A 22688-nucleotide genomic window follows, 5' to 3' on the forward strand; every position below is an offset into this window, starting at 1 on the left:
GGCAGCAAAGGCCCGATCAGTTCCCATTCCTCGTCCGTCAGACCAACACGTTCGCCCAAGGCTGCCTCCAAAAAGAAGCCTTGAATCAAAACCGGATTCTCCAGTCAACCTTTGTCAACGGACGCTAGTGATCAAATATGCGCAGAGGTGGTAAGAAAGACTATGCCAAGCGGTCGCGGTTCCGAGGAGAGCGTCCGCCCGTCCGGCGACAAAGCCCGCCTCGTCGCGGCCCAGATCGCAATCTCAGGAACGAGATAGGGTCGCAGTTCGGCAAGGGGATTCACACGGCGACGAGCCAGCAGCCGAGCGCGACGCTGCTCGAACTCACGCTCGATCTCGTCGACCCGGGCCGGCGCGCTAAGCTCGTCGAGATTTTCGCCCTGGCTCCAGGTGAACGGCGAGCCATGAGCACGTGCTGTCTTCTCGTAGCCTTTGGCGTCATCAAACGCTTGGGGGTGCTCGCGCATCAGGCGTACCCACTCGATCTTCTGCTGGAAGAAGCAGAAGGTGCAGCCCGATCGTGTCCGCCAGCGATAATACTCCGGTTCGCCCTGGCCGGCGCTCTCGAGCGTCTCGATAACCCCGGCCCGATTGATGCCGTCGTCGCGCAGGGGGAAGTGAACCCGCATGTTGGCATGGGTTGCCTGATATCCCTCGCGACTCTGTTCGTCTGCGCGGATCGCCACGTAGGAATGCACGACTAGGCGTGCTCGGCCTTGGTGAGAGCGGTGACGACGCTCACCCCGGGATCAGGCTCACCCTCCAACGTCGACGCGAGGTCGGAAAACAGCAGCGCCTCCGGATCGCTTGCCTTGAGCACGATGTCCCGGACCTTACGGATTTTTTCGGGGAGCGTCTGCGTGCGCTGCGCCCAAAGCGGAAGAGCGTGAAAGCGCTGATAGAGCGCCGACGCGACCGGTAGGGCCTTCGCTTCCACCGGGTTCGTCTTGGTCGAAAGGAGGGCGGCAAGCTGCTGAACGAACGCTTCGTCGCGCTTGGAGCGCGAAATCCGGCGAAACTCGATTGCGGCAGGGTCCTGCAGGATGCGGTCGGCGACGACGTCATCGATGGCAGGCTGGAAGGCGCCATCAACATAGACCGCTACGGCGGGGGATGTCGCGTCCGGTCTCGTAGCCGTCGATCGCCTCGTCGAGGAAGGCGTCGAGCGCTTGGTGAGCACCATGCTCTCCCGGCGACCAGATTGGCTCGAAGGGCTGCCACCAGTTCGGCTTGCTGGGCATCAGGTTCCAGTCATCCAGCCGGTCGGAGGCGACCTTGCCGCCATAGGCGTTCAGGCTGGCTTGCGGGTCGGCCGGCGGGCGCGGCGGGTCTGCCTGCTGCACAACGCGCCAGAAGGCGGAAAACACCTGAAAGGGCTTGCCGGAAGCCGTGGCGACCATGGTCGGATCGTGGAGCAGCGCCCCGTCATGGCTGGACGCCTCGACACCGCCGGCGGCGAGCGCGGCGGCCATAGCGTCATCGGCCGCGGCCTCGCGCGGCTGATAGCGGCGGTTCCAGAACACCGCGCCGGCGCCGGTCTCCGCGACCAGTTGACGAACGACCTCGACCGTTTTGCCGCGCTTCCGGACGAGGCGTGTGCCAAGCGCTTGGAGCGTGTCGGCAAGTGCGGTGAGCGAGCGATGCAGCCACCATTTTTTCGCTGCGCCGAAAGGGCGCACGCCTTCGTTTTCCTCGTCAAGGATGAAGGCCGGCAGCATCGGCCTGCCGGTTTGAGCGGCTGCGGACAGTGCGAGATTGTCGGCGAGGCGGAGGTCGGCACGAAAGAGCAGCAGGACCGGATCGCTTCTCGCCATGCGCTGTGCTTACCCCTTGTTAACCGCGTTTGCATCTACGCGTGAGCGATGGAATTGGATCAGCACTGGCGGGTGAAGTTTTCGCCCACAAAAGGGGCCGAACGGGCCAATCGGGAGTTGCGCGTCAGGCGCGAATTAGGCAAACTCGATATATCTGGCGAACCGCATGAATTCATTCCCGACATGCCCACGCGCCGCTTGCTCGCGTAGCGAGGCCGGTTCGGGCATTTTCTGGGCCTGTGATGGGGCCACATCGCAGTGCATGCGGAGACGCCAGCGACGACAGCAACGGTAAGCATTTCCAGGGGCGCGGGGGACACATCTGGGAACTGCAATGGCGACCGCAGCGCACGCATTCGTCTATGTCCTGCCATCCGGCGCGGCTGACTTCGATCAGGAGGTCATCGCCCATCTTGTCGGCTGCGATCTGAGCGTCGCGGTCATCAGCCCTGAGCGTCTCGCGGCGCCGTCGCGCGAGAACGGCGTGATGGTGGTGCTCATGGACGGAGAGGTCACCGATCCGACGGCCGTCGCGCCACGCGGCTGGGCCGCCGAGCGGCTGATCGCGGTTCAGAGCGCCCGCACGCCGACGCGCGGCGGGCAGCCGCACGGACGGCTGACCTGGCCGAACGACATCCAGCGCCTGGTCACCCTGCTGAAGGCCGGCCAATCGCGCGATGCCGACCTGCCGCGCTGGATCGTCGGGCAGTCCGCCGAGTTCCTGGCCGTGCTGCGCTGTGCCCGCCGCTTCGCGCGCTACGATGTCGGCGTGCTGATCGAAGGCGAGACCGGCACCGGCAAGGATGTGGTCGCGCGCGCCATTCACTATTTCAGCCAGCGTGCGTCAAAACCGTTCCTGCCGATCAATTGCGGGGCGATGCCGGACCATCTGTTCGAGAGCGAGATGTTCGGGCATGCGGCCGGCGCCTTCACCGACGCGCGCACCGCCCAGCCAGGCCTCGCCGCGATGGCGCATGGCGGCACGCTGTTCCTCGACGAGGTCGATGCGCTGTCACCGCATGCGCAGATATCGCTGCTGAGGTTCCTGCAGGACGGCAGCTACCGCAATGTCGGCTCGTCCGAGGTCAAGACGTCGAACACGCGCATCGTCGCGGCGACCAACCGGCCCTTGCAGGAGGCAACCGCGCGCGGCGCCTTTCGCGAGGATCTGTTCTTTCGCCTGAGCCTGGCTACCGTCTCGCTGCCGGCGTTGCGTGAGCGGCCGGACGACATCCTGCCGCTGGCGCGGCATTTCCTGAAGGCGGTGTGCGAACGCTATGGCAGCACGCGCAAATCCTTCTCGCCCGGCATGCTGGCCTGGCTGGTCAGCCAGCGCTGGCCGGGCAACATCCGCCAGCTGCAGCACGCGGTGGAGCGCGGCTACATCTTTTCCGACGGCGACACGGTCGACACGCCGGAACTGACCGAACAGGGGCCCGCCGAGCCGGCGCATCGCGCTGGCGGCGGCGGGCTGGAACCCTTCGCCGCGGCGAAGGCGCGCGTCGTCGCGGCGTTCGAGAAGGATTACCTGACGCAACTGCTGGCCGACCAGCACGGCAACGTCACACGCGCCGCGCGGCTCGCCCACAAGGAGCGCAAGGCGTTCGACCGGCTGCTGCGCAAACACGGCATCGAACGCGCCGCCTTCACAAGCGACGCGCGCGATTGAAGCGGGGCAGCGACCCTCACACCAGCGACAGAAAAGTGTCTTTCATCACCGCGCCGAAATCGACGTCGGGCTTGGTGATCTGGATCTTCTCCGTGTCGAAGTCGAGACCCTTCATCTCCGACCAGGCGATCGGCACCTTGACGCCGACTTCGAGGCCGGGACCGAACGAACCCAACTGCTTTCGCCACGGACCCCATGTGTGCGAGATCTCGGTCAGCAGCAGATCGACCGAGGCGGTGACGCTGGCGTTGACGCCGATGTCGAATTGGGGGCGCGCCTTGGCTTCCGCCTCGGCCGCCAGCGACAGGCCTTCGGCCTGCGTCCAGTGTAGCTTGACGCCGGCCCGCGCCTCGGCCAGCAGGCCGAGCCGGGCGTCGAGGCCGACGCGACCCTCGACCGACGCGATTGCCACGCGTGCCCTGAGGCCGCCGCCGATGTCGAGGGTGAAGCCGGCGCCGGCAGGCACCACGAACTCCGCATTGCCGTCGACCACGGCCTCTTCCGGCTTGTCGAGGTCGAACTGCACCTTGACGGAGGTGTTCTGCAGCGTTCCCGGCCCGACAAAGGCGTCGAATTTCAGATAGGCGTCGATGAAGGCGAAGATGCCGACGCCATAGCCGGCGATCGAGATGCCCCAGATCGGGAATTCCGGCGGCGCGATGTGCAGCAGCGTCTTTTCGTACGCCTTCTTGGCGAACACCTCGTGGGTGGGCGGCAGCGCGATCTCACCGGACACGATCATGCGCGCGTCTGGCGTCAGCTCGATGCCGGCGGTGCCCTTGAGGATGCCGAACTGCACCGCCGCCGAACCCCGGCCGGTAACCGTGAAATTCTCGGCTGTCTGCCCCTCGACCGGCTTGCCGTCGGCGTCGGTCGCCTGGTTGGTCGCGGTGAAATTGATCGAGCCGGAGGCAGGACCCTTGGTGAAGGTCGCCGAGCCGGTGACGGTGAGCGCCGGGCCATTGATGGCGACGCTGAGCGAACCCTGAGCGGGCGGGATGTCGACCGTCGCCGAGCCGGCGCCGCTCAGCTTCCACTCGCCGGTCTCGGGATTGCGCTCGGCCAGCACGGAGGCGCGCGCATCCTTGACGCCGGGAATGCGCGTCAGCGGCAGCGGTATGTCCTGGGCGCCGATCTTCAGGCCGGCTTCGGGCGTGTAGCTCACCGTCAGCTGCGTGCCCTGCAGCGGCGCCATAAGGGTGAGCGAACCGGCCACGCCGACCGTGTCGCGGCTGATGGTGGCGGTGACGCTGCCCGACTCGACGCCGGGCAGCTTGCCCTTCTGCACACCGGCCGTCAGCGTCAGGGTCAAGGAATCGTCCGCCAGCTTGTAGACCATCTTGGCCTGCGCCGGATTGAGGAAATCGAGCGCGAAGTTGAACGTGCCGGTGATGACCGGGCCTTCCTCGTCGAGCCGGCCTTCGATGCGCCCCGAACCGACCTTGTCGATCATCACGTCGGCATAGCCCTCGGCGAAAACGCCGGCCTTGCCGAACCCCAGATTGAGCGCCGCCTCGGTGACGCTGAGCGGACCGAAATGCAGCTTCTCGGTCGGAATCGGGAAGCTGATGAAGATATCGTTGCCGCGGAAGAAGATCGGGATGCGCAGATTGGGGAATAGCGCCTTGGTGGCGATGATCTCGCCGCGCGCGAACAGCGAGCCGTCGGGCGAGACGCCCGCCTCCTGGATCTCGACCGGGCTGGCGCCGACGATCGACAGGCGGCCCATGCGCTCCTTGATGAAGCCGTTCTTGATGTAGCCGCCGAAGCCGAACTGCTTGCTCCAAAAGATCGGAATGTCGAAAGGATCGCCGGTGACCAGGCCCGTCGAGTTGAAGGGAGTGCCGTGAATCTTGCCGATCTCGGTGTCTTCCTCGGGCTTGAAATCCTTCGTCATTTTGTAGGTGATGCTGTCGTAGCTAAAGCCCTTGTAGAACTGCTTGCCCACCGGTCCGGCCGGTCCGCCGCCGCCCTGATCGAGCCCATCAACGGTTTTGGGCGCCGCCGGATTGGAGACATCCAGCCGCCGCCGGAAGCCACCGCCGTCCTTCTGCGGGAAGATGCTGATGGTCGCCGGAACGGCGCCGCCCTCGGTGTAGGCGAGACCTTCCTGCGCGATCTCGCCGGCGGTCAGCGCCTGGAGCTTGTCGAGATGCTTGCCCGTGGTGATGTCCGTGCGGGTCCAGTACTTCTTGGTGCCGGAGACCTCGATAAAGCGGAAGGTGCGGAACTTCAGGGTCCAGGTAGCTTCCGTCTTCTTCTTGAACGCCGAGAAGGAAGGCTTTTTCTCGCCGCCGCGATCCGGCACCCAGAAGCCGGCGGCCTCGGCCGCGACGACTAGATCGCGGACCGCGTTGGTGATCTGTGTGCTGATGTTCGAACCCGAACTGCGGTTCGAGCCCTGATCGAGCAGCCAGAAATTCGCCCAGCCGTCCAGGCCGCCGAGCTGCAGCTCGTGGATGTGGTCGACGTCGAAGAGCGCGTCGTTGCCCGCCGAATCCCAGATCGGAATGAGGATTTCGGCCGCCTTAGAGAGCTGCTCGGGGGTGCCGACCATCAGGAAATGCGCCCCCTTGGCGCTTGCCTGCTTACGTTTGAGATAGCCGACCGTCTGATCGCTCTTCGCGCCGACCTTGACGCCCGAATTGGCTATGCCGGGCATTTTTTCGATCACACCCTGCAGCTGCGACGCGGAGCTTGCCAGATAACCCAGCCATTGCTGGCGCGCCGTGGTGTTGCCGCGCGTGGTCTTGCCCGGATAAATGTACTCGGCGCCGGGGCTGGGGGTCGGCAGACCCGGGCTGCCCAATGTTTCCGCCGCACCGCCCGCGCCGATACCCTTCGGCAGGTTGGTGATCTTGGGGATCGGCAAAGCCGGCAGCTCGACGACGAGGGAACCGGGCGTGGACGCATCGATCTTGCCCAGCTTCTTGTCGTCGAACACCTTTGATGGCGGCTCGTCGGTCTTTGTCGTCGACGCCTTGTCGGCGTTGCCGGCGCGCTGGAGGCGATACGGCTGCGCCTGGCTCGAGCCGCCGCCCTGCTGCACCGTATGGGTGAGTTCGTGGGCCAGAAGCTGCCGGCCGCCATGGGTCTGCGGCTGGTACTGGCCCGATCCGAAAAAGATGTCCTGGCCGACCGTGAAGGCGCGCGCGCCGACATCGCGCGACGCTTGCGCGGCGGCGGAATCCGAATGGACGCGCACGCCCGAAAAATCGCGGCCGAAACGCGGCTCCATGTATTGCTGGACATCAGGCGAGAGCGCCGTGCCGCCGCCGCGCATGCTGTTGACGCTGGCCTCGACGCCCGACGGCGCGGGGAAAGCGCCGCCATGGCCGGCCGCGTCGCGCTGCGCCGGCTGGGTAATGTCTTCCTTGGGTTTTTCCTCCTCGGGCGGCTGGGTGGAGGTGAGCACCGCGTCGGCGGGTACCACGGCGCGCTGCAGCAGCTTGCCCTGCGCGACCGTGGTCTCATCAATGGTGTCGTCCGCGATATCGTCACGCTGCAGGAAAGACGCGCGCTTGGTCTGAGCGACCTCGTCCTGCTTCTCTTCGGGTATCGGCGCGTCCGCCTTGAACTCGCCCGCCGCAGCAGCGCGCTGCAAGCGCTTGCCTTGCGCCACCGTCGTCTCTTCGATGGTGTCGTCGGCGATATCGTCACGCTGCAGCAGGCCGGTGGCGAACTTGGCCTGCGCGGGCTTTTCCTCCTCGCGCTTGGTGATAGCAGGTGCCGGTTTGCGTTGCAGGGCGCGGGCGCCGCGCTTGGCCTGCGCAGGCTTTTCCTCCTCGCGCTCGGTGACGGTTGGCGTGGGAGCACTGCGTTGCACTCTGCCTGCACTTCGCTTTGCCTGGGCTGGCTTGTCCTCCTCGCGCTTCGTCGTGACAGGCGCGGGCTTGCGCTGCATCACGTCCGTCAGGACGTCAAGCTTTTCAGGCTTCTGCTCGCGCGCGGCCACCGGCGCCTGCTCGACCCGCTGCGCGCGCTTCGCAGCCGCCTGTCCCGGCGTGCCGAGCGCCGAGATGCCGGGCGCCGGGCCGCTGGGGCTGGCCGACGCCGACACGACATGCTGGGCGATGCGGTCGGCCTCCTGCTCGAAGCGGTCATTGGCCGGGCCGACCTCGAGCTTCGGCTGCAACGGCATGGCCGGCATGAATGCCTGCGTAGCCTCGCGCTGTGCGCGCGACGCGGCCGGCTTGACCGCCGTTTTGGCCTTTGCGGCGGGCGCCTTTGGCGTTGCGAAACTCGCCATCGGCTCAGCCCGGCTTCGGCGCCTTGCGCAGGATCGCCTGGACGCTCTTCAACCCGGCGCGCACCGCCTTCAGGCGGTCGGCATCCATGATGCCGATGCGGCCGCCGAGATCCTCGTCGTTGGCGCGCGCCAGCCTAGCGAAATCGTCGGTGGTCGTGATGCCGGAGCCGGTCAGGCGTCGTACCAGTTCGCCGCCCTTGATACCGGCCTTGGTCGCCTCGAGATCGAACAGATCGCCGACCAACTCGGCATCCAGCTTGGAGGCGTCGGGAACGCTGATAGTGACATTGACGGCCGTGCCCTCTTTCTGCCGGCTCTCGACCTTGAGGTCCTGGGCCTCGACGCGCGACGGAAATGCGCCCGCGACATAGGTGATCTCGCCGAGCTTCAGGCCTGCCAGTTCCAGCAGGTTGCGCGCCTCGCCGACCGAACGGCCAACCAGCGACGGAACACTGCCCACGGTGATGAACACGCGCATCTGGCTGACAGTCAGTGTCACGCGATCCCCCGGCATGACCTTCATACCAGGCTCGGGCCATTGCCTGAGCACCATGTTGGGGCGTTTGGCGTCAAACTCGATGATCTTGTCACCGACCTGCAGGCCGGCGTTCTTGATGACTTGTTCGGCGTCGCGCACCAATTTGTCGACAAGCGGAGGCATCTCGAATGCCCGATCCGACGGCTTCCTGTCGGGTGGGATGTCGACTGACTTGTCGCGCTTGCCGATTGCGATCTCGACGAAGGCGCGCTTGCCCGGCTCGAAGGCATAGACCTGGTTGTCGGTGTGGGCCTCCTTGCCATCGGGATCGAAGACGACCAGCCGCAAGGCGGTGCCTTCGCCGACCTCGAGGACGAAATGGCCGCGGTCGCCGACGACCGCGCGGCCGACAAGCTTTTCGCCAGCCTCATAGGCGGTGACGACGAACCCCCGCGCGGACTTGCCTTCGCTGGTAACTCGCCCGCTGAAGGTCATGATGCCGGGCTCGACATCGGGAATGGGCACGGATGCCCGCTTCACCTCCTCAAGCACCGCCTGCCGGCGGTTGTGCGCCAAGAACGTCGCGCTATCCAGCGCGTCGACCTGGTAGCTGGCGTTGCCATACTGCTCCGCCGCCCAGGCGGAGTGCTTTTCGTAGAACCGCACGCGCCCGAAGAGCGCGTTGCCGAGGCACAGAAGCGCGCTCTCGCGCAGCGCGAAAAAGTGCTTCAGATCGTCTGGTGAAATCAGGAATTCTTCTTCCATATCGCGGCACTCCTCAGGCCAAGCTGCAAACCGACTATCAGCAGTCCGACGACGGTTCGCTTGCCTTGGTCGCAAAGCTTGTCATCCATCGCGAGGGCGTATGAGCGGTTCGGGTCGACGATCGACATTTGTGCATTGCCCGCCATGGGCAGGATGCAATGTGTTCCGAAGTTCATGGTCGTGATGTTCGCGGTACCGAACGTGACCAGCGACAGGTACACCTTGCGCCGGCTGGCATCGAGAAACGGGCTGAACGGTTCGCTCAGGCGGTTGTGCTGGACATTGACCGTCGGACCGAGCACGGCAGCATGGGTGCACATAACGCCGCGTGCCAGATCGACATCACCCTGATTGTTGCACATCTGCACATCATCGAGACTGCCGAGGAAAATGCCGCTGAACACCATGCTCTCGATATCGATGGTGAGCGCCTCGTAGTGGGTCTGGTTGTCATTGAACATGACCTTGCCGTTGCTGAGATAGATGGCGCCGTCGCTGTCGCCGGAGCTATCGACATCGACGCCGAACGCGAGTCCGATGCCGGGAGGCGAATGGTCGCCCAAAGCGCACAGATTCATCACGAACACGACGGCGCCGCCGAACAGCGCGCCAAGCGGGTTGGATCGCATGATGTCGACCGCGCCAGCGGGCAACTGGGGCTGTAGCCGGCTGGCCAGCGCCAGACCTGCGGCCGCGACCCAGTTCATCGACACCGCGCCGAGACTTTCGAGCTGGTTGCCCGAGATCGACATGCCGCCGAGACCGGTGATGTCGAGCGCGCGACCCTCCGGCGCGGAGATGCGGTTGTTGGCGATCAGGACGGCGTCGGTGCCGCTGCGCATGTATTCGGTCTTGTAACGCTTGCCGTACGAATTCAGCATGTCGGCGATGGGCGTCGTTGGCGGCATGGCGTAGCGGATGACGATGCCGCCGCGCTGGCCGAGCTCGACCTGGTCCTTGGAGCTGTGGATGCGGCGACCGTTGCCGACGATCAGATTACCCTCGAAACGGACTCCCTCGGTCATGGCGCAGAAGAATCCGCAGATCGGTCCCCATCCATCGGCGCCGCAGTCGATGATCTGGTTGTCCTCGACCACCAGCTTCTCGGCATGCGCGAGCACGATGCCGCCGCGCGCCGACCAGGCATAAAGGCCGTCCTGGAGCTTCGGCGCCTCGCGCAGCGCGCAGCCGGTGATGCGATTACCGCGGATGACGGCATCGGAAATGGAGATGAACTGTGGGTCCTTGCAGATGTCGAAGAAGGCGAACACGCCGATGCCGTCACCCCCCATCGACGCGATATCGTTTTCGATGATGCGCAACCTGAGGATGGCCAGGTCCGCGTCGGGCTTGCGCGGATCGTTGGGATCGTCGTCACCCGGGTCGTGGGGATCGGGCGGAAACTTGATGCAACCGTCTTCTTCCACGATGATGCGCCGCATCCACATCATGTAACGGTCGCGCTCCTTACGCGCCTCGGCCGCGAGATAGCCGTCGAAGCGCGTGCTGAAGCCTTTGCCGAGGTCCCTCTTCACCAGGGATATGCTGCCGAGCTGAATGCCGGTTCCGCTGCCGCCGTTGATGGCGTTGCGGCGGATGTCGACATCCTCGCTGCCGCCAAGGACGTGAATGCCGCCCAGCGCCCGCAGCCTGTTCTCGATCTTGTCGCCCGCCGCGATTGCGTTGCGCTCGATCAGGATGTGCGCGCCGATGACGATGACCGCGCTGGCGAGGCCATTTTCCGAGGCGTTTTCGCCAAGGCGCTCCTGTAGCGCGTCGAGCCTCAGCCGGCAGCCTTCCAACGTGAGACCGTCTCCACCGTCGAAAATGACGCACGGCCGGTCGCGCCCGATGAAGCCCATGTCCTTGACCGAAATCGATCGCAGGGCCCGGCCGAAGCCCTTGCCGGAATGCGAGTCCGCCATGTGCAGGCCGATGGTCTCCGGCGCATCGATGACGAAATTGCGCAGGCGGATCGTGTCACAGTCGAAAATGCCGATCACCGCTCGCTTGCGTCCGGGAAGTCCGTGCAGGATCGACAGAGGTCCGCAGCCTTCGATCGTTACGTTGCGGAGTTCCTTGAGCACGACATGGCCGTCATGATGGCCGCGCAGCAGGCAGATCTTGCCGCCATTGGCCGGCAGAAGGTCGATCGCCGCCGCCAAGCTGTCGACGTCGCCATGGCTTTCCGTGCCGTCGCCCACCGTGATCTCGCAGCAGCCATCGGATTCGCACAGCTTGCGTACGGTGCGCCGGCAATCATGCACGCGCGACCGCACGGCCCCGTTGTCGTCCAGGAACCACTCGATCAGCGCGAGCGGCGCGACATACCGCTTGAGACCCGTCGGCGGGACGCCATTGGCGATGCGCATCTCCCACGGGACGATGATGTCGGGCGTATGCGGGCGCACCGAGAACGTCCAGAAATCGCCGACCGGCCCATCGCCCGTGAAGGTGACCGTGACGCCGGTGTTGCCGAGCGCGACCGCAGTGCCGTTGACGAAGGCGATGCCGTGGTCGGCGCTGGGCACCGCCTGACCGCGCCATACCCGGGCATAGTAGTACTCGGGCTGCAGCTGGAAATCGGCGGGCAGTTCAGGCGCCAAAAGCGCCGCCAGCGCCTGGGTGCGGGCATGATTGCTGAAGGCGGCGGGCACCTGAGTTCCCGGCTGCGACGGCGTGGCGATCTCGACACGCCGCGTCTGCGGATCGTAGGCGGTGGTCGCGACCGTCATCAGGCCGTGATGCTCGGCCGCCAGTTCGCCATTCGACAGCAGCGAGCCGCAGCGGATCAGCTCGATGATGTCGCCGGCGCGGGGCCTCAGCGACTGATCGCGCGGCGGCGGGAAAATCTCCACCGCGTCGCGGCCAGCCGCGACGTTGCGGATGAGCTTCACCTTGTAAACCGGCGACGCGTTGCCAAAACTCCAGACGAAGCGGCCGGGCGCGATGACGCGCACCTGGATCGTCTCGTTTTCGGCCCCGAGATAGCCGCTCTTGTTGCGCGGCGAACACGGATCGGGCGGAATGTTCAACGGCTGGAAGCCGACGCTTAGCCGGCGATTGGAGACGAGTTCGCATGACTGCCGATTGAACGTGCCGCCAAGGCTGGCAAGCACGGCGTCGAACGCATCCGGACAATTGTCTGGCGTGGCGGTCAAAACGCGGACCCGCCGCATGCGCCGCATGCGAGCCGACGGCTGCGGGCCGCCGAGCGCCGCCTCGACGATCTCGCCGTCCTCGGAGCCGCTGACCGGCTGCTCGTGGCCCTCGCCAAACACCGCATCGAAACGCGACCCCGCGGCAAGATCGGCATCGGTCGGCGCCGTCGGCAGCGGCGCGCCCTGCTGCAGCCAGTCGCTCTGCAGCAGGAAGGTCTCGTCGTGCTCCATGTCGAAGCGCATGCCGCCGAGATAGAGGGAGCCAGACTTGATCGTGAAGTCGTATGGGGCGTCGGTGACGGCGTCGATCTTGAAGCCGTCATCGGGCGAGGCGCGCGAGCAGACGAAGTCCGTCAGCAGGCGGCGCATGGCGTGATCCTGCAGCCGGTCGCGTTCGTTCAGCTCGGCGTCGAGGATGACGGAGCCCTGCAGCTGGACGAGCCCGGAATAGTGCTTGGCCGGCTGATGCAGATTGCGGGTAATGTCGATCGCGGACATCGTATCGCCTCCTCACGTCTCGAAAATGAACTGGCTGACGAGGTTCAGCGGGGCGTATTCCTCGAATTTCAGTCTAAGGTCGTCTGCAAGGATTGGCGCCAAGGTCCGGTTGAAAACGCCGATCTCCGACGTGTTTTCGCCGCCGCGCCTGAGAGCCCGCGGCGCGTCATCGCTGAGCTGGGCCAGGCCGGCGTCGCCAAAACGACGCGACACGAAGAAGCCGTTCGGTATGCCGCCGGGGTAAAGGTGCGACTCGAACTGTTTCGGCAGGCGGTACGGTCCGTCGCTGGCAGCCGCGCTGAAGCGGAAGCAGCCGCTTTGGTTGTCCGTCACCGTCACCCGGCCCTGGACCAGCGTCTCGTTGGCGTCGATGCGATTGACTTCGACGTCGCCGAACACGGTGGAGCGCTCGATCGCCAGGCGACCGATCGGCAAATCGATGGCCGGCGTGTTGGGCACCGCGTTCAGCACGATGGAGTCGCGGATGATCACCTTGCCGACCGAGCATGGGTCGGCGGCGGCGCGCTCCTCGATGATGGCGCCGACGATCGAACGGTCGATTACCAGCTGGTCGACCTGGCCCCGCACGATGATGGAAACGGCGGGGATCACCGACGCCATCAGGGGTGCGCCACGTGCCCGCTCGCCGCCGGGGTCGATGCTGACATTGCTGAGCTCGACGCGATGGAAATTGCCGTCCAGCACCAGGCTGCGGGGCACGGGCGCGACGGGATCGGGCGCGTTGACCAGCGCCTGGGTGTGCGGCGTCGCATTGTCGATGCCAAGCCAAAGCCCCTCTAGGATCAGTGTGCGGCGGTTGGCGGGATCGTCCGCGCCGAGCGCCGCGTTCTGGGGTTTTGCGGAGATGACGAACTCATCGTCGCCATCCGGCAGTACGAGGCGGACATAGGGGCGCTGGAAGTCGTTGGCCTGCAGGTTCAGAGTTTCGACATTGGCGATGCCGGTGGCTGCCATTGTGTAGGACCTGCTGTCTTGGAAGGTGAACACGCCGGTCGCGGCGAGCGGCGCGAGCACGATCGGGCCGCGGTCGGCCTGGGCCGATGCGATCGGTGTGCCGTTGGCCGACACCCGGCTGCGACGCTCATGGCCGCCCGCGCCGACATGGTCGAACTGTCCGTAATGCCAGGTCTGCGGCATCAGCGACTCGTTGGAGCGCAGGATGACACGACCGCGCGCGGGGTCCACGACCGCGTCGACGCCGACGGTGAGCGGCGAGCCAAGCGGCGGGGCATCCCATGCCGAGAGGTCGGCGGCGCTGATCTGCTCCGGGACAAGCGCCGTCGCGGTGGTGAGGTCCAGCCCCGTGCGCAGCAGGAGCGCATAGGTGAGGTAATCGAGCTTGGCCGACGTCGCCTCGACTGTCGCGGCCTGGAGGGCAAGGAAATTCGCAGCCGTGGGCGGCGCGCCGGTGACGCGCACCACCAGTTCGAGCAGCTTGCGCGCGCCATAGATTCGCGCATCGGCGAGCGGCGCCAGCGTCGCGCCGAACGCCAGCGGGATGGCGCCGGGCATCAGCCTGAACCACGCCTCGTTCAGCATGCGGCAGCTCATCGGCGCCGGCATCTTCGACGCGCGCGCCGGTTCCCAGCCGTCGGATTTGCCGCGCTCGCTGTGAGCCGGAAGCTGCACGCCGCGCTGGTTGTTGGCGAAGAGCTGGACATCCCGGCCGGAGGGATCGAGCGTCCAGCAATTGTCGCGGATGCGGACCGCCGTCGTGAAGCCGAGTTTTACGGGCTTCTGGCGGAACAGATGGATGTTGAGCTTGGGGATGTTGTAGCGGCCGCGAAAACCCTCAAGTCGCCGAAAATCCGGCACATGCGCGTAGGAATCGAACGGTCCGTCGAGCTTTTCCGCGATGTCGGCGAGATTGAGCTTCACGGTGCCGCCCTTCGGCGTGCCGAAAAAGCCGTTCGGCACCGCGTACGGGTCATCGTCCAGGCCGTGCCAGGTGCGCGCCAGGCGACGGAAGGCCTCGGACACCGTGCCGCCCCAGCCGGTGATGTCCTTGATCAGCATCTCCAGCACCACTGGAGTGCCGGCGCGGCGGCGATAGAACACGGTCCGCGCCACGTCGGTCCTGACGCCGCGACGATTCAGGCTGTTGAGCACGCGCGTTGCGACGAGATCGCCGATATAGGGCACGGCCCAGTCGTCGGCGTAATCGATCAGCGCATCGTCCCACAACCGGTCGATCGAGCGGCGCGCGGTCGCGGCGTCCTCGGCGATGATTTCGATCAGAGCGCGCAGCACGCCGGGCTTCGCGGCGCGGAAATCCTCGTTGCGGTAGACCTCCGGGATCCAGGACCACAGCTTCTCCGCATAGTAGCGCGGATAGTGGTCACGGGCGGTGCGAGCTTCGACTTCGACCGGGATCGCCATAGCTCAGCCCACCACCACGGTTTCGAAGGCAAGGTAGCAGCCAGGCTGCACGGCGATCGCCGTGTCGACAGGCTGCCCATTGACGGACAGCGAGCGTACAGCGGCGACGCCGTCGACGCCCATCACGGCGGCGACAATGACGCTGCGATAGAGCGGCACGCCGATAGCCGCATTGGCCGCTGCGAACAGGCCTGCTTTGGGATCGGTCAGACGCGCTTCCACGGCCGCCGCGACAAGCGGCCGATCATAGCCGGCGGCGACGTCGATCGACACGGCGAGCGTCGCGCCGACATCCGTCGCCTCGGTGACGCTGATCGCGACATTGGCGTCGCCGAGCTGCTGCAGGTAGCCCGCGAGTTCGACGGCAAGGCTGGCGCCGGCGGAAATGACCCAGATCTTGACCGTCGCCTGCTGGTAGACCCCATCCCAGGCCCATGCAGCCGCCGCGTTGACGATGCCGGTGAAGCCCCTGGCGAACACCGTATAGTCGGAGATCGAGACCGCGCGGCCCATGGTCATCATCTTGACCGGCGCGTTCACACGCACCGCATCGGCAGCCTCCGCGTCGGCGCCGCCGGCACATTCGAGCGGCTGGAGCACTTTTGAGAGGCCCGCCGTGCGCTTGGCGATCTGGCCGATCGAGCCTGGCGGCGGCGACGCCGCGCCGGCGCCAAAGCGATAGGTCGCGGTGATATTGGCATTGCCCGTGGTCGGGCGGCAGAGATCACCGAAGATGATGTCGGTTTCGCCCTCGTCGTCATGGCGAACGATGTAGACGTGGTCGTCCGGTCCGGCTGTGAGAAACGTCTCGATGCGGCGCCACAGGATGCCGCCCACCCTGACTTCGAGCTCGGGCGCTACACCTGTGTCCGCTGCGGGGGAGGGAAGGTAGGTCAGTGGCTTTTTGCGCAGGCGGAACGTCTGGTAGGCGGCCGCCGAATTGCCCGATCCCAACACCTCGTTGAACACCGTCTGCCCGCGCGTCGCCCGCAGCACATTGCCATGCCAGGCGATCGGCGTGGTCAGGCTGTCCGCGGCGGCATCGACGAGCGCGGTGGCCGTGGCGCTGGCCGCGCCGTGCTGTCCGGCCGCCACCGTGCCGTCATAGCGGGCGCCGCCATTGCCTTCGCCATTGGCGATGAGGGCAACCGGGGCAGGGGTGCCGGACGGCATGCGGACCGGTCCTTGCAGTGCGTGTGGGCCAATCAGCTCGGCGGGCGAGAAGCTCGTCCTGCCCGGATTGACCAGCGCCCCGGCCGGGGTGGCGCGGAAATGCACGCGCGCCACATCGCCCGAGTTTCCGATGGAGGCAAACCTGATCTGCGTGACCTTGGTGGTGACTTTGGTGCTGACTGGATCCGAAAGGATGACCGGGACGGCTTTCGCGTCGGTGACGATCACCGGTTTCAACACGCCGCCCGTCGTCTCGATGATCGCCGGGTCGTTCGGCCGGATGCTTGTGTAGAGCGAATCGAGGACGACGAAGGTCGAGCCGAAGGCGGGCGGCTCGCTTACCGCCGGCGCGATGACCGAGCCCGACCCCGACCCTGGCGACATGGTCGGGATCGCGATGATGATCGACATCTGGTCGGGGACGAACGCGGTCGGCGCGGCGCTCTGGCCGAACACGGAGATATCGATCGCCGAGAGGGCCGTGCCGGATAGCGATGGCGGGGCAGGCGTGAAGCTGGCGACCCGGTACTGCTCGGCGTCTTCCAGGCGCACGCTCTTCACCTGCGAGACGCGCGCCGCGTGCATGGTTGAGCTCGTCCTGATCAGGACGATCTGGCCGGCAGCGACACCGGCAGAGGTCTGCGGGAACGCAAAAATGCCGGCGAAGGCCGACGACCGTTCGGGCGCTTGCGTCCAGCTGTTGTGGGCCGGGTGGATGACGGTGTCGCGCTGCAGCTCGAACAGCTGCGGTGGATCTGCGCCGACCGCCTTGCTGCGGAAGCCGGTGCCGGCGGGCAGCGCGACCGGGTCGGCGCCGTCGGCAAAGGCCGCGAGGTAAACCGACGCGGCGACGGCTGGGCGCGGGCGGTAGCCGGTCAGCGCGACGAGATTGCGCAGCGAGCGGGGCTGCGTCGCCGTGCGGATATAGGTCTCTCCCGCGACGAAGGCGTCGTAGAAGCCGGTCACGTCGAGAACGTAGGACCAGCTGTCGAGCACCATAAGGCCGAGATCGTCATTGTCGCGCGCCCGCCAGGCGTCGAGCGCCGGTCGCGAGCGCACCAGTGACAGGAGATGGTCGCGATACTCGGCAAAGCCGGCCCATTGGCGCGGCAGACGCGAGAGGCCGGCGGCGATGCGGGCCGGCGGCGGGAACCGCTGATGATCGCACGCGCAGCCGCTGCCGAAGGCGGTGTCGTCACAACCGCAATTGCATCCGCTCATGGACACGCCCCCCCTTGGCAGGGAGCCGTCGTCGCGCGCACGGTGATCGCGCCGCGCTCCGGATACCGCGCATCGTTCTGGATGCGGACGAGCTCGTTGATGGCGACGCCGATCTCCGGCTGCTCGAAAGGCTGCCACGTCGCGAGGTTGCGCGGCCGGTAGCGGATGCCGGTGACACCGCGGACGCCCGGGACCGCCTGCACCGCCGCCTCAAGCGCCGAACGCCGGAGCGGTTCGCCGAAGGTGAAATTGTCGGGGTCGAAGAAGCGCCGGTCATTTCCCCTGGCGCCGCCCGCCAGCGCGGCAAGCACCGCCTCGCGCACCTGGCCGGCATAGAAGCCGTCCTCGACACAGATGGTGATGTCCAGATCGACGGAGAGGAAGCGCGGTTGCCGCACGACGACGTCGCGGCCGGCCTGCCGCACTGCGTCGACGAGATTGCCCAGCGCGGTCAATTGGTCCGCCGACATCTCGAACGCATCGTCCGGATCGGCGGTGACGAATTCGGTGAGCCAGCTGCCGGTCCAACGCGCCTCAGCGCCGCCCTTCGATACCCAGTCCAGCCGCTCGATGATCTCGCGATAATCCTCGTCGCGCACCGCCCGCAGCGGAAAAGCCCGATAATATTCGGGCGCCCGCCGGCGAATGTCGATCGGCGTTTCCGGATCGACGCCGTCGGCGGCCGGCAGCAGGTTGACGATTTCGGCGACCGCCGCGAGTGCCGGCTTGCGCGGACTTCCATCGGGCGGATCGAGCGCCCTAATGGTGCCGGCGGGCAGATTGGAACGGCTGCCGGCGAAGGTGCGGTAGCGCACCGCAAATAGGCTGTCCGGAGCGGGCGTGACCCCGAAGCCGCCGCCGCCGAAGCGGACCGACCAGCCGAAGTCGCCGGCATAGTCGGAATGGACGATGATCTCGCCGTCGCGATGGTAGCGCACAATATCGCGCCACATGCCGGGATCCAGCGTGTAGGCGGGGTCGTCCTCGTCGGCGTCGAGCAGGGTGTGAGCGAAATTCCACTGCGTCGGTGCGACGGGATTGCTCACATCCTTCACGTCGATCTCGGGAACGCGCTCGCTCAGGAGGTTGCGCTCGCCCGTGAACGCGACGCCTTCGGCCTCGCTGATCCGCAGGCCGAGGATGATCGCTGTTGCGCGCTCGCAGCTGTCCGGGTCCTGAAGCGACTCGCGCTCGACGGCGCCCGGCAGCCCGGCAATCAACGGATCGGTCGTCGTCTCGTGGCCAACGGCGAACCGTTCGGTGACCGTCATGCCGGCCGTCGCCTCGACCGTGTTGCCATAGAGCAGCGTTTCGGCGATGCGCAGGTCGAATGGCAGCGCCTGCGCCGCGTCCCATTCGACGCGGGTGATCTCAGACGGACCGCCACCGGTCAGCACGATCGGATCGACCAGCTGCTCGACCTTGGTGATCTGCACCGCCCACGCTCGAGCTTCGACCGACGGGTCGCTCGGCGCAGAGGACAACACCATCCACCGCTCCAACCAAGCCGTTGCGGGCGTCTGCCCCGGCGGGAGCTGAGTGGCGCGCGGCAACGCGACATTGCCTTGGCCGGGCGCCAGATACATCCAGTTCTGTCCTGCCTTCAGGCAGGGCTGGCTTGGGTCCGATAGGTGCAGCGGCATCCGGTTCCAGTGATGGTGGACGTCGATCGTGCGAGTGTCGTCAAGGTTGCGGCCGAGCTCGAAAGGCACCGGGCGTACGCCGGCCGCGGACGCCCAAACCGTCAGCCGCTCAGCGAAGGAGAGCCGGATCGCGACGCTGTTGACCGGCACCGGCTGCATGGACAGGCTGAGCAGCGCGCGGGCGTTGCGGCCGGGATCGGGAACGTAGTCGACCAGCCGCGCCAGCCGCTGCAGGCTGCGGCGTTGCGTTGCGAGCTCCAGGAACGGTTCGCGGGCAAAGCGGTCCTGCATATAGGCGAACTCGTCGCCCAGCGCGGCGAGGAGGTCGATCAGCATCGAGGCGGCGTCGGCGGTCAGGTGCTCTGACCAGCGCGGATAGTAGCGCCGGGTGAAATCGTGCAGCGCCGAATTAAAGCTGTCGAAATCCCGCGCCAGATAGTCGATCTCCGGCCGTTTGGTTTCGGCCGGCGGGCAGTCGCAATCGGGCGCGCAGTCGAAGCCGGTCTCACACCCCTGCTTGAACGAGAACTCGACTTCGTTGAAGAAGGGATCGACCTGCGGCAGGTTGACCGTCAGGGCGTAGATGTCGAAGCCACCCGGCGCGGCGAAGCGAAGCCGCAAGACCGTACGTGCAGCGCCTGCGACGATCACGCGGTCCCATTCGGCGCTGACCGGCTGCGGCACGGGAGCGCTCGGAGCGCCGACGGCGGCGATCGTCACCAGGCCGGGCGCCGCGGCCAGCGGCACGCCGCCCGACAGGTCGATCGCAAAGGTCGGCGGCGGCCCGGCCGCGGTCTGGACCAGGTCCGGGTCGACGATGAAGAAAACCAAGAGTTCGGTCTGCAGCTGCGGATCGACCACCTGCACGGAGTCGATGCCGGTGACGACCGGCACGGCCTGGTTGCAGATCAGACTCTTGCGGGACAGCGCGGCGGTCATCAGGGCGTGACCTCCATCGACAGATAGCGTCGATCACCGCGCGCGAGGATGACGTAGGTAACCTCGATACGCACCTCCTCCATGATAATGTCGACCTTGATCGCCTCGACGCGGATGACGTCGGACAGCCAGCGGTTGAGCGCCTGCAGGATCATCGCTTGAACGAACGTCGAGATGCCGGCGGCCAGCGGCGCGAACACCAGTCGGCGCACCGAGGCGCCGAAATCCGGCCGGTTGATGCGTTCGCCATGCGCGGTCATCAGCACCTGGATGATCAGCTGCTTGACGTAGCGCTCATAGTCGGGCTCGCGCTTGAGGCCACCGGCGCCGGGATCGATGGCAATGGGATAGGCGATGCGGTCATGCTCCATCCCACCCTCCTCACATTGCCTTGACTCTGGGATCGGCGGTCGTCACCACCGCGGGGCTCGGCACCGGCGGCGGACCGGGGACGATCGCCTGGCCGACCGAGCTTTGCGCGATGGTGGGAACGCCGTTGACCAGCGTGCGCTGGTTGGACGCCAGCCAGTTGCCGACGGTGCTCGGTCCGGGAAAGGTGAGCACGTCCGTCGCGATGCTGAGCGGGCCGGTCTGCGCCATGACGCGCGTATTGGCCGAAACTTTCGCGACGGCCGGAATGGCCGTGCCGTCCTGCACGCCTGCCGGGATGGTGTGAACGCCGCCCGCCATCACACCACGCTGAAGGCGCCGCTGAACACATCGAAGGTGGCGGGCGTCAGCGCCACTTTTCGCGAACCGCAGGTCTGGTTGATGCTGGGCGCCTCGATCGATATCTCGGTCGGGCTGATGGTGATCTTGCCGCCGGCCGCGCTTTCGATAGTGAGCTCGCCCTGGTCGTCGTCGATGCGGATGGTGAAACTGGTGGTCTTCCAGAATTTTACGCCGGGCATCGCGTCGGCGGTGTCGAGCGCATTCTCGGGCCAAAAGCAGCCGGTCCAGATCGGGTGGTTGCGGTCGCCGGCAATGAACTCGATCCAGACGTTGCAGCCGGTGTCCGGAATGGCGTGAAAGCCGAGGCCGCCCTTGCCGACATAGGGAACGCAGGGCAAAGCCCAGACGCGCTGGGCGCCGAGCACCGTCGGAATCTCCACCTCGACGCGGCCGCTCTTCAGCGGATCGACATTGTCTTTCACCACGCCGGGATACTTGCCGAAATGGCGCGAAGCCAACGCCTCGAACAACCGCTCCATCTGGTCGTCAAGCATTGAGCGCCTCCGGCAATGCGTTGCGCCTGAGCGTGGCATCCATCAGGTGGCCCCACGCATTGATGACGTGAACCACCTTGGCCACCTGGTACTTGCCGGCATGCAGAAAGCCGGAGCCTTCGACGCTGACGATCTGATGGCTGGACAGGATGCCGGGCAAAAGGTGCGAGCTGGTGCTGACCTTGGCGGTGATGAACCAGCCTTCCTCGGTGAGCACGGCTTCCTGCTCGGCGCGCCGGTCTTCGGCGGTGCCGGCGCCCGGCTCGCTGATCGTGCGCTTCACGCCAAACGCGTCGGCGACGCGCAGCGCGCCCGGGTCGGTCTCGGGCTGCTCATCGGCGGCTTCGGTTTCCTCGACGTCGCCGGTGCGCGTATTCACGGCGGCGATCAGGGCGGCCGTCGCGCGCTCCGCATCGACATCGATCTCGAACGAGGTCGTGTTGGGACATTTGTCGACGGGCGTGTGGATGCGGATCGTCGGCCCGGACGCGCCACCGACGAGGTCGTCGAGGGTGAAGGGCAGGGCGGCGGCAAGACCCGCCGGACGCGGCGGCGACGGCTCGAAATGCGCCGTCTCGATAATCTCGTAGCCCGTCTGGAACAGCGATGGAGCGCTCACCTCATAGGTGACCCAGAACTCGTAGTTGTTCTTCCGCGCCAGGTCCTCGATCAGCTTCAGGTCCGAGTTGCTCTGGTTGAGGGTGTTTTGCGCCTTGTCGAACGGCCGCGTGGTGGCCGCGGTCGTCGGCTCGAAGCCATGGTTGGTGAGCAGCGCGCCGACGATGTCAGACGCCAGGCCTTCCCAGGCGGCGTGGACAGTCTGACGGTCCATCTCCAGACGGCGATCCTCGCCGTGCACCTCGAGCCATGAGCCCGCGCCGCCGACCACCGCCGACGATTTGGTCTTGGTGATCGGGCCGCGCACCAGGCAGTGCGGCTGCTCCTCGCTGTTCCAGACGATGACGCCGAGCATCTGTCCCGGCTTCAGCGCGGTTGCCTGCAGCGTCTTCGGCTCGCCCTCGCACAAATCCTCGTCAAAGCGAACGGCGAAGCGCGTCGCCTTCGACAGTTCCTCCTCGACGCGCACCTCGGTGATCGAATCCATCAGGGCGGAGTCGATCGCCTCGTTGTCGTCGCCGGAAACCAGCTGGAAGCCGTAGCCCATCAGCGCGCCCCCCTCGCCGGGATGCGGATATGCAGGCGTTCGGCCAGCGCATCCGGTACGATAGCGTCGTTCAGCTCGCAGATGCGCCAGAAGGCGGACGGGTCGCGGAGATAGAAATTCGCAAGATGATCAAGGCGTTCGTTCTCCTTCTTCAGGTGAACACCGAGTTCCTGTTCGGGCGGCGGCGCCGCCGGCGTCAATGCGGTGACGGCGCGGCCGTTGCGATCGACGGCGTGCACCACCTTGGCGTGCTTCACATAGCGGCTTTTCTTGTCGAACAGTGCCAT

Annotated in this window: 15 protein-coding genes; 1 reads left to right on the forward strand and 14 read right to left on the reverse strand. The window is 66.3% G+C overall.

The genetic code is table 11. The features are described from left to right. Positions 1-131: 131 nt before the first annotated feature. The 3 genes from ACH196_RS30425 to ACH196_RS30435 are packed head-to-tail and all read right to left on the reverse strand — an operon-like array spanning position 132 to position 1814. Positions 132-698 (reverse strand): hypothetical protein, encoded by a 567-nt coding sequence (locus ACH196_RS30425; protein ID WP_396650598.1) that lies wholly within the window; start codon positions 696-698, stop codon positions 132-134. A 2-nt stretch (positions 699-700) separates the two neighbouring features. Next, on the reverse strand, positions 701-1180 hold the full coding sequence (locus tag ACH196_RS30430; protein WP_396650599.1) for a hypothetical protein: 480 nt from the start codon (positions 1178-1180) through the stop codon (positions 701-703). Next, positions 1089-1814 (reverse strand): deoxyribodipyrimidine photo-lyase, encoded by a 726-nt coding sequence (locus ACH196_RS30435; protein WP_396650600.1) that lies wholly within the window; start codon positions 1812-1814, stop codon positions 1089-1091. Before ACH196_RS30435 ends, ACH196_RS30430 begins: the two co-directional genes overlap by 92 nt. A 334-nt stretch (positions 1815-2148) precedes the next feature. On the opposite strand from ACH196_RS30435, the gene ACH196_RS30440 reads away from it, so the two are divergent. Further along, entirely contained in the window at positions 2149-3483 is a 1335-nt protein-coding gene (locus ACH196_RS30440) for a sigma-54 interaction domain-containing protein (protein ID WP_396650601.1), read from the forward strand. 16 nt (positions 3484-3499) lie between these two features. Here ACH196_RS30440 and ACH196_RS30445 read toward each other — a convergent pair whose 3' ends face one another. The 11 genes from ACH196_RS30445 to ACH196_RS30495 are packed head-to-tail and all read right to left on the reverse strand — an operon-like array spanning position 3500 to position 22688. After that, positions 3500-7732, reverse strand: coding sequence for a DUF4157 domain-containing protein (locus ACH196_RS30445; RefSeq protein ID WP_396650602.1), 4233 nt, complete (start codon positions 7730-7732; stop codon positions 3500-3502). A gap of 4 nt (positions 7733-7736) precedes the next feature. Beyond that, positions 7737-8975: a PASTA domain-containing protein gene (locus tag ACH196_RS30450; RefSeq protein WP_396650603.1), complete on the reverse strand. Its 1239-nt coding sequence runs from the start codon at positions 8973-8975 to the stop codon at positions 7737-7739. Continuing rightward, on the reverse strand, positions 8957-12634 hold the full coding sequence (locus ACH196_RS30455) for a DUF6519 domain-containing protein (RefSeq protein WP_396650604.1): 3678 nt from the start codon (positions 12632-12634) through the stop codon (positions 8957-8959). Before ACH196_RS30455 ends, ACH196_RS30450 begins: the two co-directional genes overlap by 19 nt. A gap of 12 nt (positions 12635-12646) precedes the next feature. Next, the gene (locus ACH196_RS30460) at positions 12647-15034 is read right to left on the reverse strand and encodes a hypothetical protein (protein WP_396650605.1); all 2388 of its coding nucleotides are present in this window, start codon (positions 15032-15034) and stop codon (positions 12647-12649) included. 3 nt (positions 15035-15037) lie between these two features. Beyond that, entirely contained in the window at positions 15038-17428 is a 2391-nt protein-coding gene (locus tag ACH196_RS30465; RefSeq protein WP_396650606.1) for a hypothetical protein, read from the reverse strand. After that, the gene (locus tag ACH196_RS30470; RefSeq protein ID WP_396650607.1) at positions 17425-20010 is read right to left on the reverse strand and encodes a baseplate J/gp47 family protein; all 2586 of its coding nucleotides are present in this window, start codon (positions 20008-20010) and stop codon (positions 17425-17427) included. The genes ACH196_RS30465 and ACH196_RS30470 overlap by 4 nt, the downstream gene beginning before the upstream one ends. After that, positions 20010-20381: a GPW/gp25 family protein gene (locus ACH196_RS30475; RefSeq protein ID WP_396650608.1), complete on the reverse strand. Its 372-nt coding sequence runs from the start codon at positions 20379-20381 to the stop codon at positions 20010-20012. Before ACH196_RS30475 ends, ACH196_RS30470 begins: the two co-directional genes overlap by 1 nt. A gap of 10 nt (positions 20382-20391) precedes the next feature. After that, complete coding sequence (locus ACH196_RS30480) at positions 20392-20700, reverse strand: hypothetical protein (protein WP_396650609.1); 309 nt, start codon at positions 20698-20700, stop codon at positions 20392-20394. Next, a complete protein-coding gene (locus ACH196_RS30485; protein ID WP_396650610.1) occupies positions 20700-21236 on the reverse strand; it encodes a phage baseplate assembly protein V in 537 nt (178 codons plus the stop codon). The genes ACH196_RS30480 and ACH196_RS30485 overlap by 1 nt, the downstream gene beginning before the upstream one ends. Beyond that, positions 21229-22401, reverse strand: coding sequence for a hypothetical protein (locus ACH196_RS30490; protein WP_396650611.1), 1173 nt, complete (start codon positions 22399-22401; stop codon positions 21229-21231). The genes ACH196_RS30485 and ACH196_RS30490 overlap by 8 nt, the downstream gene beginning before the upstream one ends. Then, positions 22401-22688 (reverse strand): hypothetical protein, encoded by a 288-nt coding sequence (locus ACH196_RS30495; protein ID WP_396650612.1) that lies wholly within the window; start codon positions 22686-22688, stop codon positions 22401-22403. Before ACH196_RS30495 ends, ACH196_RS30490 begins: the two co-directional genes overlap by 1 nt.

It is taken from the genome of Mesorhizobium sp. IMUNJ 23232, assembly GCF_044326205.1.
GTDB lineage: Bacteria > Pseudomonadota > Alphaproteobacteria > Rhizobiales > Rhizobiaceae > Kumtagia.

What these genes read in the sequence shown, in the direction of transcription:
- ACH196_RS30435 (WP_396650600.1), bottom strand. Translation starts at nt 1,814, where the DNA reads ATGGCGAGAAGCGATCCGGTCCTGCTGCTCTTTCGTGCCGACCTCCGC.
- ACH196_RS30440 (WP_396650601.1), top strand. Translation starts at nt 2,149, where the DNA reads ATGGCGACCGCAGCGCACGCATTCGTCTATGTCCTGCCATCCGGCGCG.
- ACH196_RS30445 (WP_396650602.1), bottom strand. Translation starts at nt 7,732, where the DNA reads ATGGCGAGTTTCGCAACGCCAAAGGCGCCCGCCGCAAAGGCCAAAACG.
- ACH196_RS30450 (WP_396650603.1), bottom strand. Translation starts at nt 8,975, where the DNA reads ATGGAAGAAGAATTCCTGATTTCACCAGACGATCTGAAGCACTTTTTC.
- ACH196_RS30455 (WP_396650604.1), bottom strand. Translation starts at nt 12,634, where the DNA reads ATGTCCGCGATCGACATTACCCGCAATCTGCATCAGCCGGCCAAGCAC.
- ACH196_RS30460 (WP_396650605.1), bottom strand. Translation starts at nt 15,034, where the DNA reads ATGGCGATCCCGGTCGAAGTCGAAGCTCGCACCGCCCGTGACCACTAT.
- ACH196_RS30465 (WP_396650606.1), bottom strand. Translation starts at nt 17,428, where the DNA reads ATGAGCGGATGCAATTGCGGTTGTGACGACACCGCCTTCGGCAGCGGC.
- ACH196_RS30470 (WP_396650607.1), bottom strand. Translation starts at nt 20,010, where the DNA reads ATGACCGCCGCGCTGTCCCGCAAGAGTCTGATCTGCAACCAGGCCGTG.
- ACH196_RS30475 (WP_396650608.1), bottom strand. Translation starts at nt 20,381, where the DNA reads ATGGAGCATGACCGCATCGCCTATCCCATTGCCATCGATCCCGGCGCC.
- ACH196_RS30480 (WP_396650609.1), bottom strand. Translation starts at nt 20,700, where the DNA reads ATGGCGGGCGGCGTTCACACCATCCCGGCAGGCGTGCAGGACGGCACG.
- ACH196_RS30485 (WP_396650610.1), bottom strand. Translation starts at nt 21,236, where the DNA reads ATGCTTGACGACCAGATGGAGCGGTTGTTCGAGGCGTTGGCTTCGCGC.
- ACH196_RS30490 (WP_396650611.1), bottom strand. Translation starts at nt 22,401, where the DNA reads ATGGGCTACGGCTTCCAGCTGGTTTCCGGCGACGACAACGAGGCGATC.
- ACH196_RS30495 (WP_396650612.1), bottom strand. Translation starts at nt 22,688, where the DNA reads ATGGCACTGTTCGACAAGAAAAGCCGCTATGTGAAGCACGCCAAGGTG.